The sequence below is a fragment of the Acinetobacter sp. Gutcm_16 genome, assembly GCF_028649355.1.
GTDB classification, from domain to species: Bacteria; Pseudomonadota; Gammaproteobacteria; order Pseudomonadales; family Moraxellaceae; genus Acinetobacter; species Acinetobacter johnsonii.
Genome location: NZ_JAQSUV010000014.1, coordinates 36,069 through 50,911, shown reverse-complemented (window position 1 = coordinate 50,911; position 14,843 = coordinate 36,069). Strand labels below are relative to the sequence as shown.

The following is a 14,843-nucleotide window of genomic DNA, read 5'->3' as shown; positions in this document are numbered from 1 at the left end:
GATCATCTCTTTAATTCATCGTGTTGAAATAAGAATAGATGATCTTCTAAGTTATAAAGAAAAGATTGATAGTTTGGGAAAAAAGAATGTCAGCGATTGATGTAGGTGGAACAGTTCGGGCGGGTGAAGAACTGGATGCTGTAGCCGTAGAAAACTGGCTCAAAGCACAAGGTGTCGATCTACAAGGGCAGGTTGAAGTCACGCAATACTCAGGCGGTGCATCTAACTGGACGTATAGATTGAAATACGACAATGTCGATCTAATTCTACGCCGCCCACCCAAAGGTACCAAAGCTAAATCTGCACATGACATGGCACGTGAATATCATGTGCAAAAGAATTTAACCCCTTTTTATCCTGTACTTCCCGAAATGGTTGCATTGTGTCAGGACGAATCTGTTCTTGGCTGTGACTTCTACGTGATGAAACGTGTAGAAGGCATTATTCCACGTGCCAATTTACCGAGAGAGCTAGATTTTAAAGAAGCCCAAGTTCGTGAGTTGTGTATCAATGTGATTGATAAACTGATCGAACTTCATCAAGTGCCATACCAAGGCACAGAACTTGAGAACCTTGGTAAAGGTGATGGTTACTGCCGTCGTCAAGTGGAAGGTTGGGACGCTCGTTTTGAAAAAGCCAAAACCATTAACGTCCCTTCATTTAAATATGTGCGAAAGTGGCTGAAGGATAATATTCCAGCAGACTCAAAAACTTGTGTGATTCATAACGATTGGCGTTTTGATAATGTTATTTTAGATCCGAATCATCCGACACAAATCATTGGGGTCTTGGACTGGGAAATGGCAACGCTTGGCGATCCACTCATGGACTTAGGTTCGGCTTTGGCATATTGGGTTGAAGAGTCGGATAGTGCACTTTTTAAAGCCACACGTCGTCAACCGACAAATCTTAAAGGCATGTTCACACGTAAAGAAGTGGTCGATTATTATTTAGAACAAATGGGTTTAGAAGTCGAGAATTGGACCTTTTATGAAGTCTTTGGCATTTTCCGTTTAGCCGTGATTGCCCAACAAATTTATTATCGCTATCACCATAAACAGACCAATAACCCAGCTTTCAAAGATTTTTGGATTTTAATTCACGCTCTCCATATTCGCGCACTTAAATTGATTGGTTTACAGAAAATTGAAGCCAATGAAGTTGCTCAAAAATACATTGTTAAAATGAAGGAAATATTAGGCAAATGACCACTATTTATTTCATTCGCCACGGGCAAGCATCTTTTGGTGCAGAAAGTTATGATCAACTTTCTCCCAATGGTGAACTCCAAGCCAAAATTTTGGGTCAATATTTTGATCAGATCTTAAAAGAAGCGCCTGTGGTGGTGTCAGGCTCCATGCAGCGACATCAGCAAACGGCATGTATTTCTTTGGCTGAATGCTTTCCTGAAGTAGATGTCTTAACAGATTCTGCATGGAATGAGTTCAATCATCAGCAAGTCTTTGCTCATTACGAACCGCGTTTTAACGAGCCACATTTACTAAAAGCCGATGTGGCTAAAGAGTCGAACCCACGTGCATATTTGGCCAAGATATTTGAAGGGGCAATTGAACGATGGACAGGTGGCGACTATCACCATGAGTACGATGAATCATGGCCTGAGTTTAAAAGTCGAATTGAAGTCGCTTTACAAGATTTGTGTGATGAACTGGCTCAAAGCAAACCGCGCTATGCTGTGGTGTTTACTTCAGGCGGTGTAATTTCAGTGGTTGCAGGTAAGCTGTTGGGTTTAAGTCCAAATAAAACCTTTGCGCTTAATTGGGCTATTGCCAACAGCAGCATGACCACATTACGACTGGTGGGCAATGAACCGCAGCTTTTAAGTCTGAATGAACATCATTTTATTAAAGCCGAAAACTCAAACTTACTGACATGGATCTAGGGACAGGATTAAGACATGGCTAAAACAATTTTAATTACAGGGGCAAGTTCTGGCATTGGTGCAGGTATGGCACGCGAATTTGCACAAAAAGGCTATAACTTGGCAATTTGTGCACGACGCTTAGATCGCCTTGAAAGCCTAAAAGAGGAACTTGAGAGCAAGTACGGAATAAAAGTCATCCCTAAAGTTTTAGATGTGACCAATTACGATCAAGTGTTTGAAGTTTTTCGTGCATTTAAACAAGAATTTGGCCATTTAGACCGTGTGATTGTAAATGCTGGAATTGGAGATGGGCGTCGAATTGGCAAAGGCAGTTTTGCGATTAATAAAGCCACGGTTGAAACCAACTTTATTTCAGCTCTAGCGCAGTGTGAAGCTGCAGTTGAAATTTTCCGTGAGCAAAATGCAGGACATTTGGTTGTTATCTCTTCTATGAGTGCAGTCCGCGGTATGCCAAAACATTTGACCGCGTACGGTGCTAGTAAAGCCGGCGTTGCACATTTGGCTGAAGGCATTCGTGCAGAACTGCTCAATACCCCAATCAAAGTCACCACGATTTTCCCTGGCTATATTCGTACAGAAATCAATGAGGGTGCAAAACCACTACCTTTTGAAGTGGATGAAAAAACAGGTTCACGACTGTTGGCCGCAGAAATTGAAAAAGCCCCTGTAAAAGCCTATGTTCCTAAATGGCCGTGGTTACCACTTGGTTTAGCAATGAAAATTTTACCGCTGAAATTGGTCAATAAACTGGGTTAATGATTGAAATAAAAAGGCTGTAAATCAGCCTTTTTATTTTTAACTATGCCACTGCCTTCTAAACACACGTTGCTATTTCCAGATGATCATTTGAGTGCATTCATGAGTTGGTCATAAACTCGAGGTAGCATTGAAGAAAAAAGGTGATCAAGATGTCCACACAATTCGACTTTGTTTCAGTTAGAAAAAAGCCCAATGTCCATTTTGGTGGGCGCGCAATCAGTCATGTCATTCAATGTGAAGATGGTTCACAAAAGACCCTTGGGGTTATTTTGCCTACAGATCAACCGCTGACGTTTGAAACGCATGTTGCGGAGCATATTGAAATTGTTTCAGGTCAATGCCAAGTTAAAATTGGGCTACAGACTGAAATGAGGCTGTATTATGCAGGTGAAAGTTTTGATGTTCCTGCCAACAGTCGCTTTAGTATGATGGCAAGTGAAGTCGTAGATTATATTTGTCACTTAGAAAAATAGCCGAAGACAAAGACTAAAATTGTTAGAATAATATTAAGTCTTATAACTTTATGATTGTATTTTTTATCATTAACTTTAAAGCAATATTTCTAAAGACTATTTAAGTCAGTGTATAGACGCAATTCAAAGTATACTATTTTCATCTCTCAGTTAGCTTAGACTCAGTCACTGAATATGCGATTAAAAATTTATACGCTGGCTTTGATTCCAGTCATTCTTTTTCAGGGCTATGCCGTCAAAAAAAATACACCAAGATTGGCTGAACCCGAAGGAGAGCGCATTGGACAAAAAGGCGTGGGTAAGTCGCTTTCCTTGCTCATTTTGGGGGATTCAGCGGCGGCTGGTGTTGGTGTAAATATTCAAGATGATGCTTTATTGGGTTCAATTTTAAAAGAACTGTCATCTGAATTTAGTATTCAATTTTATTTACACGCAATGACGGGATTCACCACAGATCAGGTCATTCAGTCCATCCAAACGCTTGAGACACAGCATTTTGATGTCATTATTACTTCTGTAGGCGTAAATGACATTACAAAATTCATTTCGCCGCAGGCTTGGATCGCAAAACAGAAGCAGCTTTATGACATACTCAAACATAAGTTTAGTCCACAACTAACAATTGCATCAGGTGTACCACCGATGGATCAGTTTCCTGCACTTCCAAACCCACTTGCATGGTTGTTCGGTCAATATGCCAAAGCGATGAACTTAGAATTAGGCCAATTTGTCGCACAGCAAAATCAGATGGAGTGGGTAGAGTACGATCTAAAGAAGTTTTTGGCTTTAAACTTAGTTATGGCCGAAGACGGTTTCCACCCTAGCAAAGAAATTTATCAATTTTGGGGTAAACAAGTGGCTAAAAAAATACGCCAATCTTTTTAAAATTGAATAAAGACAAATTTTCTATAGCTTATGACACATTCAGTTGAAATTGAAAAACATCCACTTAAACCTTTCCTGCCAGCTAATGCCAAATTATTGATGCTGGGCAGCTTTCCACCGCCTAAGGCCCGTTGGAAAATGGACTTTTACTATCCAAACTTTCAAAATGATATGTGGAAAATATTTGGTCTGTGTTTTTTCCAAGATAAAAATTATTTTCTCAATATCGAGCAGAAGACATTTAAAGAACAACAGATCCGTACATTTTTAAATGAACGGGGCATTGCGATTTTTGATACGGCCTATGAAGTGATTCGCCAAAAAGGCAATGCTTCAGATAAGTTTTTGCACATTATTACCCCAACCAATATACAACATTTACTTGAACAAATACCCGATTGTCATAGTGTGATGACCACTGGCGATAAAGCTACTGATACGCTCATGCTGTCTATGCCTACAGGTACGTTAAAACCACAAATTGGCATGAAGTCCGAGACACATTTTGCAGGACGAGACCTGAGGCTTTATCGGATGCCATCTTCTTCTCGTGCCTATCCTTTGGCTTTAGAGAAAAAAGCTGAGGCTTATCAAAACTTATTTTCTGAAATAGGCTTACTTTAGGTAACTTTTGGGATTATCCACATGACTGAATCTTCCAACCATTCGTAGATAGTGGTCTGCTTTAGTCTTCGTATTCAACATAGTCCCAGAGATTAAGCCGCGCTTTAATCTGTTTACGTAGTTGCGGCAGCATAGGAAATAAGGTTCCATCAATCCAAAGGCTGAGTGCACCTGCCGAAAGTGGTTGTTGCGATTCATCGATCAATTGAGCACCTTTCACCAAAACAAAAGTCTCTTCACTTGCAGCTGTTTCGATCCCTTTAAACTGAACCAAAAGTTCATGGCCTGTATCTTGGATTTGCCACTCCAGTTCAATTTGGACATTTTGATTGGATTTTAAAACAACTTGTCCTTCAACCATGTCATTGTCACTCAAGCAGTCATGTTCTACACGCACTTTACTTAGAAACCATTCTTGTCGAGCAAGATCTTCTAGTGTTTTGTATGGGGTTAAAATATTGCTGAGATTAAACTGACGACTTAAATCAAAAAATTGCATTACTAAACTTTATAAAGGAGAGATAAAAAAGAAGGGCTGCATGTTAAATCAAAGTGTGTACTGAGTAAAACCTTTCAAGTCCTTGAATGAATTTAGATATGAAATCCAATTATTCTGTTCGAGTCTTATATTCAATGGCGTTTATTAAGAGTAGTAATAGCTAAAGCATTTTTAAGCTGAGCCTAAAAACAAAGCAACTCAGCCTAAACAGAAAGCTATCTTACATTAGAGAACATGGATAGCGTCATTCACCTGTAATTACATCATCCATTCAATGGGTAGGTATGACACGGCTTTCATCATAAAACGCTGAAATTTTGTAGTTTCGGGTTCTTTTTGATGTTCAATCACAGTTCCATCTTTTTGATGTTCAAGCCAAATGATATCGCCTTGAGGATTAAGCTTTAACTCATATGCAATATGCGGGAGAAATTCATCTAACTTGTGTGAGATTGCATTTTGCAATTGATCTGACTCCACCACTAAGCCCACTTCTGTATTTAAATGGGCTGAGCGCGGGTCAAAGTTAAACGAACCGACAAAGACTTTTCCATCTATATCAAAAAATTTGGCATGGAGCCGTGAGGAACTTCGACCTTTAGCTGGAATCACATGGCCAGTTACCACTTCATACCATGTGTATTTCTCTCGTTCGATATAAGGTTTAAACTCATACAGTTTGACACCATTTTCGAGCAAGCCACGGCGATATTTTTTATAAAATGCATGCACAATGGCAACATCATTAGCCAATAACGAATTGGTTAAGACCCGAACTCGAGTTCCATTTTTTGCCAAATTGGAGAGATAGTCGGCACCTGCTGTAGTTGGAACAAAATATGCGGAGACCAACTCCATATGCTTTTCAGGCTTGCCCATCAAATCGAACATTTGTTTGACAATGATTTCATCAGGCTTTGCTTCACCACGAATTTTATTGGGAGAATCGGCAATGAAATGAGCCTTTGCCCAGTTAACAGGATGTTTGGTTAGCTCTGAATCGACTTGTATACGAGCCAAATCAATTTTCTGTTCAATCACATTTTTATCTAAGGCATCTGCCTCATAGTGCTGTTTTAATTGAGCCAGTTCTTCTTTTGTTCCACGGCCCACTAATTGAGGAATTGCATAACTGAGATCATCATTCCAGAAACTTAGAAATACATTATTGGCATGTTCTACAGCTTGCCCATAAAACAAAATGTCCAAATCGGTAAATTGGAATTTTTCACTGGCGTCAAAATATTCACTGCTGATGTTACGACCGCCAGTTACTGCTATTGCGCCATCAGCAATAATCAGTTTGTTATGCATACGATGGTTAATGTGATTGAAGCGGAAAGCATAATCAATCACACGTAAATGACGGTATTTGTAAGGATTGAATAACTTGATTTCAAAATTGGGGTGAGCGCTCAGTTTTTTGAGAGTTTCATCAAGTGCAGTGCCATTTTGGTCATCAATCAATAAGCGTACTTTCACACCACGATCTGCAGCATTTAACAGTTCATGCAACATCATATGGCCTATAAAGTCATCTCCCCAAATATAGTATTGGACATCTAGACTGTGCTTCGCCTCTCGTATCAAATGTAAGCGTGAGGCAATACTCATAAATGCTTCGTCTAGAGCTAAATAGGCCGTAAGTCCCTGTTTTTGCTGTACAGATGCATCTTGACCATTAAGCCAATGCTGTGCATATATCTCTACAGGGTCTGAAGGCTTAGCTTGATTGGGGGCGAGTTGACATCCCGCCAATGTTAAAACGGTGCTCAGCAAAATCAGCGGTCGACAATGAGTTGGTATCGGCATATTTATTTTAAAGACCTAATTTTTATACGTTATACATTTCACATGTTATAGGTTGAAACAGAGAATAAAAAGCGGTTACTGTAGCGCATCTGTTAAAGACCTGTTAAGGATAGCGAAAATGAAATCACGTGCAGCTGTTGCCTTTGGACCTGGACAACCTCTGGAAATTGTAGAAATTGACGTTGCTCCACCACAAAAAGGTGAAGTTTTAGTCAAGATTACTCATACAGGTGTATGCCATACCGACGCATTTACTTTATCTGGTGATGATCCTGAAGGTGTTTTTCCAGCAGTTTTAGGCCATGAAGGTGCGGGTATCGTAGTTCAGGTCGGTGAAGGTGTAACCAGCGTTCAGCCGGGTGATCATGTTATTCCACTGTATACAGCTGAGTGTGGCGAGTGTTTATTCTGTCAGTCAGGCAAGACCAATCTATGTGTTGCAGTTCGAGCTACGCAGGGCAAAGGTCTGATGCCCGATGGTACAACGCGTTTTTCTTATAATGGACAACCGATTTATCACTACATGGGCTGTTCAACATTTTCTGAATATACCGTTGTCGCAGAAGTGTCTTTGGCTAAAATCAATCCAGATGCTAATCCTGAACACGTCTGTCTATTGGGTTGCGGCGTGACCACTGGTTTAGGTGCAGTCAAAAATACAGCTAAAGTACAAGAGGGTGATACCGTTGCAGTCTTTGGTTTAGGTGGTATTGGTCTAGCAGTTGTACAAGGTGCAAAAAAAGCCAAAGCCAGCCGTATTATTGCGGTTGATACGAACCCTGATAAATATAAATTAGCAGCAGAATTCGGAGCAACTGATTTTGTAAACCCAAAAGATCATGAGCGTCCTGTACAGGAAGTCATTGTTGAAATGACGGGTTGGGGGGTTGATCACTCATTTGAATGTATTGGTAACACTAATGTTATGCGTTCAGCACTTGAATGTGCACACCGTGGTTGGGGTCAGTCGGTGATTATTGGTGTGGCAGGTGCAGGCCAAGAGATTTCAACACGTCCATTCCAACTGGTCACTGGCCGTACCTGGAAAGGGACGGCTTTTGGTGGTGTAAAAGGTCGTTCACAACTGCCAGGTATGGTTGAAGAAGCCATGACTGGTGACATTCGTTTAGAGCCATTTGTTACGCATACTATGGGTCTCGACAAAATCAATGAAGCCTTTGACTTAATGCATGATGGAAAATCAATCCGTACGGTGATTCATTTTGAAGACTAATTCACTGTAATGTGTTTAAAAACCAAGCTGCGGCTTGGTTTTTTTTGCTTGAAGAAAAGTGAATTGGCAAAACTGTTCATGTTGTTAGACAAAAATGATAAAAAATGTCAATTCATTAGATTTTGTCCTTTTATGACATAGTCGAAAATAGGTTCTCACCTTATCTTGATGTCTCAATAATGCACACTTGTATAAAAACAAACTAAAGTAGAGGGTGACTATGGGAAAGCATGTTGAATACCGTCCTGAATGGGTACGTGAAGATTTCATCGATTTTCTGGCTGAAAAAGTAAATCCGCTATGGGCATGGAAAAAAGCCAAAGCGCGGATTGTTGCAAAGCATCACTTATCAGATGACTTCGTGTACATGCAGTTACAGCCAAATCATCATTTTAAAGCAACCGACTATCAAGCTGGGCAAAGTATCTTAGTGACAGTACTCATTGCTGGTGTACGTTGGCAGCGCAGCTATTCGATTGTCGAGATTATAGAAAATGGCAATCTTGTGATTGCTGTCAAGCAACAGGGCAAAGTTTCAAATGCACTCACTCAACAGCCTGTAAAAAGTGTAGTTGAAATTTCCCAAACGCAGGGCGAATTTGTTTTAAAAAGTCAGCCTCACTCTGCACTGATGATTGCCTCGGGAAGTGGTATTACCGCAATTTATGCATTGATTAAAGCAGCATTGAAACGCCCACAAACAGTTTCCAATTTCGATCTCATTTACTTTACGCGGGATGATGCCTTTCATACAGAACTGCAACAACTTACTGAACATTATCCGCAGTTTAAATACCATCATGTAAATACCTTGCTGGATAAACAACATCTGAGCCTAGACTTGCTTAGCCAAAAGGTGGAAGGTTTTGAACAACGTGAATGCTATGCCTGTGGTGCTGCCAATATGATGCAAAGCCTGACAGAAATTTATCAGGCTTTAGACTTAGTTGACCATCTGCATACCGAATACTTTCAAATTGTTGTCGATCATACTCAGAGCGCTCAAGTGGTCAGGTTTCAACGTTCGCAGCAACAGTTTCAAGCTCAAAGCAATTTATTAGACAGTGCAGAACAGGCGGGTTTACGTCCCGCGCATGGCTGCCGTATGGGCATTTGTAATACTTGTTCATGTACTAAAGTTAAGGGTGTGGTGCGGAATCTGCTCACAGGCGAGCTTGATCAAAACAATAACACACAAATTAAATTATGCATTTCACAGGCGGTTAGTCCTGTTGTAATCAACCTTTAAGAAGGTATAGATATGAATCTTCCCGTTTATTTTAGTGAAAGCAGTAAATCCAAATATTTAAGTCCTGCACAAGTCGAAGAGTTTGGTGCGAAAGTTGAAGCGATCCGTCGTGAAGTGATGGAAAATCTCAATGAAAAAGATGCTGAGTATATTTACAAAATCCGAAATTTTGTGCGTTATAGCGAAATAAGCGCACGTGCAATGCTGATGTTTGCAGGATGGCTGCCTCCAGTATGGCTTTTGGGCACAGGTTTATTAGGGGTATCTAAAATCGTAGAAAATATGGAGCTTGGGCATAATGTCATGCATGGTCAGTTTGACTGGTTAAATGATCCGAGTCTCAATGGGGCAAATTATGATTGGGATACTATGGCCACAGGCCCCGACTGGAAACATACGCATAATTATATCCACCATACCTACACCAATATTGTTGGTATGGATCATGATGTCGGCTATGGCTTAGTCCGTGTGAGCGATGCACAGGTCTGGGAACCTCGTTTTTTGCTGAATCTGCCTTTAGCTGCACAGTTGATGGTGTTTTTTGAGTGGTATGTTGGTATACAAAATCTGCATATAGAAGATGTGGTGGCCTATAAAACAAAAACTTGGCGTGAAGTTTGGGTAGAGTCATATGATTTTAGGCAGAAAATGAAACGCCAAGTGATTAAGGACTATGTCTTTTTCCCCATGATTGCTGGGCCAAATGCACTGCCAGTTTTTGCAGGAAATGCAGTAGCCAATGTTATTCGTAGTTTATGGGCATCCGCGGTGATTTTTAATGGTCACTTTACTGAAGATGCTGAAAACTTTGAAATGGACAATATTGACAATGAAACACGGGCCGAGTGGTATCTGCGCCAAATTCGAGGCTCAAGTAATTTTAGTGGGACACAGGCCTTGCATATCTTAAGCGGGAACTTGAGTCATCAAATCGAACATCATCTTTTCCCGGACATGCCAGCCAATCGCTACGCACAAGTCGCACCCAAAATTAAAGCACTGTGTGCAGGGTATGGAATTCATTACAATGAAGCGAGCTTTATCAAACAGTTTTCATCTGTTTGGGTGAAGTTGGCTAAATACTCGCTGCCAAATGAATGTTATGAAAAAAGTGACCCTACACAGTCTTTTCTGAAACACAATTTGAGTTTATTGAAGAAAAAAATCGTTAAATCATAGCTTGCAACTATCTACTAAATCAGAAGCCTGATTGGATAATATTTACCAATCAGGCTTCTGATTTTTTTGCACAAAAGTAGGGCGTAAAGCTCCTATGAATAACGTCTTTATGTAAATAGAATAAACTTAATCATTATGTGAATTATCGGTCTTTACTTAAAATAATGTATTGTTATTATTAGTTTTTCACTGAAATTTGTTTGGCTTAGTTATGTTGCTAAAATGCATGCTCATGTGCTATTGAAAGCCGCGCTCAGTTATTTGTCTGAATTGTGTAATAGTTGCAAATTTTCATTGGTATACGCTTATATAAGTTGTATATGATGCATATTGTGATGGTAATCACGCACTGTCGTTATATTTATATTTATTTTTTTGTTTTCACTGTTTTTTCATGACTTTGCTTGATTTCTTTTTTAAACAATATGTCTGGTTATGGACTAAACCAGCGAGTTTAAGTTGCAGATAATTATTATGTCTCGAACCCATTCACAGCCTAAAATTAAATCTAAAAATATTGCCTATGATCAACAGGCAGGAAAGCGTTCTACTTTAAAAAAAGACCACCATCTGATTGATATTATTCCTCAGCTTTTTTGGATACATAATGATGTCTGCAAATATTTAAATTTACCCTTACGCCAGTATGTGGGGGGGATGGATTTATCCGCAGATAGCTTCAATTTAGTTGAATATATTCATCCTGAAGATGTGCCAGCATTAGATGAATTTTTGCATCAACCGATAATTGTTGAGCTTACATTTGAAAAAACCTGCCGGATTCGTAATCATCAGGGCCAGTATCATTGGTTCTTAGTCCAAGGTGAAATGGATCGCTCTACCGCTGGATTTCAACTGAGTTGCACTGATATTCATCAGGGCATGAAAATTTATATCGAGTCTTTAGCGCTATTACGTGCTCATTCGGATATGTTAAATGCCAGTGTAGACTGCATTATTGTAGTTGAACCAGATAGTACGGTCACCCATATGAATAAGTCGGCATGTGTCATGTTGTTGGGAAGTGAGGATGTTAAAGACTTTGGTATGTCTTGGGTCGAACTTTTGCCTCTTGCGGTGCGTAAAAAAGCCAAAAAAGCATTGCATAGTGCAAGCCAAGGCCAAATTTCTCATTTTAATGGCATGAGTTTATCAGACGGAAAAGTTTATTATTGGGATAATGTTCTAACCCCTGTACTTGATATTAATGGAAAGACCCAGAGCATTTTATGTGTATCACGTGATATCACATTGCAATATTTGGCCGAACAAAAATTAAAACAAGGCAGTGAACGTGATGAGTTAACGGGTTTAAATAACCGACGTGCGTTTAAAGAAAAAATCAGAAAACTGTATAACAATGCACGTGACAAAAAGCAGAAGTTAGCCGTCATGCTGATGGACTTAGATCACTTTAAAACCATCAATGACACACTGGGTTATGCCGCAGGCGATCACTTGTTAAGGATTTTATCGAAACGTTTAAAACAAATTCTAGAAGGGCGAGCTTTCTTGGCACGCCTTGGTGGGGATGAATTTGGGGTGATTATTCCACATGTGCAGGATATAGGCGAACTCAATCAGATTGCCCAGCAGATTTTGCAACAACTTGAGTTTCCCATTACTTTTTCGGGTAATTACATCAATGGTGGCATGAGCATTGGATGTGGTCTATATCCAGATGATGCGAATGACCTCAGTGAGTTACTCAAATGTGCCGACACAGCACTTAATGATGTTAAAGCACAAGGCCGTGGCGGTATGCGCATGTTTGATCAGGATATGTTTAATGCAGTACGGGAACAATCAGAACAACTGAATTGTGCGCACCAAATTATTCGTAATGTTGCAATAGAGGCGTTCTTCCAACCGAAAGTGTGTTTAGATTCAGAACGAATTATTGGTTATGAAGCGCTATTACGCTGGCGTGATGATCAAAATAACATTCAAAGCCCTGCACGAATTGCAGCAGCTTTTAATGATTATGAGTTATCCAGCCGTATTGGTGAGATTATGCAGCATCAGGTTTTCAAGCAGATTACTGAATGGCGCGCAAAAGGCTTACAGATTGTACCTATTTCGATAAATGCAGCACCTGTTGAATTTATGCGTGATAATTTTGCTGAGATCTTTTTAAAACGTCTCAAAGCCTACCGTATACCCTCGAAATTTGTTGAAATTGAGGTTACTGAATATCATTTGGCTGAACGCGGCTATGAATATGTGGTTCGCGCCCTTAAAAAACTTAAAGCAAATGGTGTCCGAATAGCGCTGGATGATTTTGGTACGGGGCATTCTTCTCTTACTCATTTGCGCGACTATCCTGTTGATATTATTAAAGTTGACTGCTCTTTTGTACAACGCTTAAGTGATGATAAATCGATTTATGCCATTGTCGAAGGGTTAGCCAAACTCGGCCCGATTTTATCAATGGATATCGTTGCCGAAGGCATTGAAACCGAAACACAATTGCAGCTGTTAAGAGATATGGGCTGTCATATTGGGCAAGGTTATCTGTTTAGTCCACCTGTTTGTGCTCAGCAGGCAGAAATGCAGTTGCTAAAACTACACTAGGCTTCATAGCGACTGTTCTCATGAACTCAAACATGATAGGCCATTAAGTTAAAGGCAAAGGCTTAAACGGAATAGAACAGAATTTTTTGTATAAAAAAGTGTTGTAAAAGCAAAAAAATCAGCGTATTTTAAATTTCAGATAACATATTTTTGAAGATATAAAAATGTTAAAGCAACCTGTAACCTCTAACGCAAATTATTACTTTTGGCAATTTAGATAATTGCCTGAACGCGTTCGGGCATCAAAAGGTTGCCCACCTAGTTAATACCTGATCGGCAACCCTGGTCAGGTTTTTTTATATCTGCTGTTTTAATAATTTTTGGAGTACTTCATGAAAACAACTAACTATTCATACTTTAGCAACTTTTATTGGTTTTACTTTAGTCAATTTATGACTTTAGCCCAGCAATCCATTAGACCCATAACGCTCAAATAAAAGATCGGACTGAAGACCACAGTCCAAAGGATACAAACCAATGAATGCTCTAAATACTGCACTACAAAGTACTCAAACGACAGTTCAAGAAACACTTTTAAGTTTGCCGCAGCAACTCAAAGCGCAGTTGCCACTTTCAGCGCCATTAAAACTACAAATTGCTGAACAGCGTCAAACCATTCGAAATATATTAGAAGGCAAAGACCATCGTTTAATGGTCATTACTGGCCCATGTTCCATTCACGACCCTATTGCGGTTTTAGAATACGCTGAAAAGTTAAAACAATTACAAACCAAAGTTTCAGATCAGATTTTCTTCGTAATGCGTGCTTATATTGAAAAACCACGGACAACAGTGGGTTGGAAAGGTTTTTTATACGATCCTTTACTTGATGGATCTTCCAATATGCAGTTGGGATTAGAGCAGTCTCGAGCATTGTATTTAGCGATTATTGAAATGGGTTTGCCGATTGCTACAGAAATTTTAAGCCCGATGGCGACTGCTTATTTCGACGATCTGTTGGCATGGGGAGCTATTGGTGCGCGTACCAGCGAGTCGCAGATTCATCGTGAAATTTCGAGTCATATGCCATTCAGCATTGGTTTCAAAAATGGCACAGATGGTTCAATTCAAATTGCTCTGGATGCGATTCAGTCTGCATTAAACTCTCACCAGTTCATGGGAATTGGGCAGCAAGGCATGGCATGTATGCTTCAGTCCCAAGGAAATCCGAAGCCGCACTTGATTTTACGTGGTGCAAACTCAGGGCCTAACTATGCTTTAGCAGATATTCGTCATATGCAAGATAAAGTCAAAGGTGAATTACCCGCGTTGGTGATTGACTGTAGTCATGGGAACAGTAGTAAAAATCCACTCAATCAACCTGATGTATTACGTAGCATTGTTGCGGAACGCACGCAAAGCAATGTGTGTGGTGTCATGCTTGAGAGTCACTTGGTTGATGGTAACCAGAAAATTTCAGATGACATGGTCTATGGTCAGTCTGTTACCGATGGCTGTTTAGGCTGGGAAAAAACTGAGCAAGTACTCTTAGAGGTTGCCGACACATTACGCAGCCACGCTGTTCAACGTAGTGCTTAATCAACGCAACCAAAAAGACCTTTCAATGAAAGGTCTTTTTTTTGTGATGTAGTTCAATAAATGAAGATAATAAATTGAAAAATAAGCTAAAAGTTATTTATCAAACG

The 14,843-nt window shown here is 39.9% G+C and carries 14 protein-coding genes; 11 read left to right on the top strand and 3 right to left on the bottom strand.

Translation table 11 applies throughout. From position 1 onward, the window contains the following. Positions 1-86: 86 nt before the first annotated feature. The 6 genes from PTT44_RS01385 (at position 87) to PTT44_RS01360 (ending at position 4,647) form a co-directional block, all read left to right on the top strand. On the top strand, positions 87-1,208 hold the full coding sequence (locus PTT44_RS01385) for a phosphotransferase family protein (protein WP_168159622.1): 1,122 nt from the start codon (positions 87-89) through the stop codon (positions 1,206-1,208). Then, positions 1,205-1,903 (top strand): histidine phosphatase family protein, encoded by a 699-nt coding sequence (locus PTT44_RS01380; RefSeq protein WP_010326632.1) that lies wholly within the window; start codon positions 1,205-1,207, stop codon positions 1,901-1,903. The genes PTT44_RS01385 and PTT44_RS01380 overlap by 4 nt, the downstream gene beginning before the upstream one ends. Positions 1,904-1,918: 15 nt before the next feature. Continuing rightward, positions 1,919-2,662 (top strand): SDR family oxidoreductase, encoded by a 744-nt coding sequence (locus PTT44_RS01375; RefSeq protein WP_087013063.1) that lies wholly within the window; start codon positions 1,919-1,921, stop codon positions 2,660-2,662. 152 nt (positions 2,663-2,814) lie between these two features. Further along, a complete protein-coding gene (locus PTT44_RS01370; RefSeq protein WP_168159621.1) occupies positions 2,815-3,138 on the top strand; it encodes a pyrimidine/purine nucleoside phosphorylase in 324 nt (107 codons plus the stop codon). A gap of 174 nt (positions 3,139-3,312) precedes the next feature. Next, positions 3,313-4,023 (top strand): SGNH/GDSL hydrolase family protein, encoded by a 711-nt coding sequence (locus PTT44_RS01365; RefSeq protein WP_168159620.1) that lies wholly within the window; start codon positions 3,313-3,315, stop codon positions 4,021-4,023. A gap of 30 nt (positions 4,024-4,053) precedes the next feature. Next, entirely contained in the window at positions 4,054-4,647 is a 594-nt protein-coding gene (locus PTT44_RS01360) for a uracil-DNA glycosylase family protein (protein ID WP_168159619.1), read from the top strand. Between the two features lie 61 nt (positions 4,648-4,708). On the opposite strand, the gene PTT44_RS01355 is transcribed toward PTT44_RS01360, so the two are convergent. Together PTT44_RS01355 and PTT44_RS01350 are read right to left on the bottom strand one after the other, a co-directional pair. Continuing rightward, entirely contained in the window at positions 4,709-5,146 is a 438-nt protein-coding gene (locus tag PTT44_RS01355; RefSeq protein ID WP_168159618.1) for a hypothetical protein, read from the bottom strand. Between the two features lie 258 nt (positions 5,147-5,404). After that, entirely contained in the window at positions 5,405-6,958 is a 1,554-nt protein-coding gene (locus PTT44_RS01350; protein WP_168159617.1) for a phospholipase D family protein, read from the bottom strand. 118 nt (positions 6,959-7,076) lie between these two features. Between PTT44_RS01350 and PTT44_RS01345 the strand changes: the two genes are divergently transcribed. From PTT44_RS01345 to PTT44_RS01330, 4 genes are all read left to right on the top strand, one after another. Next, complete coding sequence (locus PTT44_RS01345) at positions 7,077-8,192, top strand: S-(hydroxymethyl)glutathione dehydrogenase/class III alcohol dehydrogenase (protein WP_168159616.1); 1,116 nt, start codon at positions 7,077-7,079, stop codon at positions 8,190-8,192. A 220-nt stretch (positions 8,193-8,412) separates the two neighbouring features. Next, entirely contained in the window at positions 8,413-9,441 is a 1,029-nt protein-coding gene (locus tag PTT44_RS01340; RefSeq protein ID WP_168159615.1) for a flavin reductase family protein, read from the top strand. A 12-nt stretch (positions 9,442-9,453) separates the two neighbouring features. Next, positions 9,454-10,623: a fatty acid desaturase family protein gene (locus PTT44_RS01335; RefSeq protein WP_168159614.1), complete on the top strand. Its 1,170-nt coding sequence runs from the start codon at positions 9,454-9,456 to the stop codon at positions 10,621-10,623. Positions 10,624-11,097: 474 nt separating this feature from the next. Beyond that, entirely contained in the window at positions 11,098-13,197 is a 2,100-nt protein-coding gene (locus PTT44_RS01330; RefSeq protein WP_168159613.1) for an EAL domain-containing protein, read from the top strand. Between the two features lie 385 nt (positions 13,198-13,582). Here PTT44_RS01330 and PTT44_RS16575 read toward each other — a convergent pair whose 3' ends face one another. Beyond that, complete coding sequence (locus tag PTT44_RS16575; protein WP_157843581.1) at positions 13,583-13,696, bottom strand: hypothetical protein; 114 nt, start codon at positions 13,694-13,696, stop codon at positions 13,583-13,585. Here PTT44_RS16575 and PTT44_RS01325 point away from each other — a divergent pair. Further along, entirely contained in the window at positions 13,675-14,736 is a 1,062-nt protein-coding gene (locus PTT44_RS01325) for a 3-deoxy-7-phosphoheptulonate synthase (protein WP_168159612.1), read from the top strand. The genes PTT44_RS16575 and PTT44_RS01325 overlap by 22 nt on opposite strands. The last annotated feature ends 107 nt before the right edge of the window (positions 14,737-14,843 follow it).

Coding starts and splice junctions, on each gene's coding strand:
- PTT44_RS01385 (WP_168159622.1), top strand. CDS start 87: ATGTCAGCGATTGATGTAGGTGGAACAGTTCGGGCGGGTGAAGAACTG.
- PTT44_RS01380 (WP_010326632.1), top strand. CDS start 1,205: ATGACCACTATTTATTTCATTCGCCACGGGCAAGCATCTTTTGGTGCA.
- PTT44_RS01375 (WP_087013063.1), top strand. CDS start 1,919: ATGGCTAAAACAATTTTAATTACAGGGGCAAGTTCTGGCATTGGTGCA.
- PTT44_RS01370 (WP_168159621.1), top strand. CDS start 2,815: ATGTCCACACAATTCGACTTTGTTTCAGTTAGAAAAAAGCCCAATGTC.
- PTT44_RS01365 (WP_168159620.1), top strand. CDS start 3,313: ATGCGATTAAAAATTTATACGCTGGCTTTGATTCCAGTCATTCTTTTT.
- PTT44_RS01360 (WP_168159619.1), top strand. CDS start 4,054: ATGACACATTCAGTTGAAATTGAAAAACATCCACTTAAACCTTTCCTG.
- PTT44_RS01355 (WP_168159618.1), bottom strand. CDS start 5,146: ATGCAATTTTTTGATTTAAGTCGTCAGTTTAATCTCAGCAATATTTTA.
- PTT44_RS01350 (WP_168159617.1), bottom strand. CDS start 6,958: ATGCCGATACCAACTCATTGTCGACCGCTGATTTTGCTGAGCACCGTT.
- PTT44_RS01345 (WP_168159616.1), top strand. CDS start 7,077: ATGAAATCACGTGCAGCTGTTGCCTTTGGACCTGGACAACCTCTGGAA.
- PTT44_RS01340 (WP_168159615.1), top strand. CDS start 8,413: ATGGGAAAGCATGTTGAATACCGTCCTGAATGGGTACGTGAAGATTTC.
- PTT44_RS01335 (WP_168159614.1), top strand. CDS start 9,454: ATGAATCTTCCCGTTTATTTTAGTGAAAGCAGTAAATCCAAATATTTA.
- PTT44_RS01330 (WP_168159613.1), top strand. CDS start 11,098: ATGTCTCGAACCCATTCACAGCCTAAAATTAAATCTAAAAATATTGCC.
- PTT44_RS01325 (WP_168159612.1), top strand. CDS start 13,675: ATGAATGCTCTAAATACTGCACTACAAAGTACTCAAACGACAGTTCAA.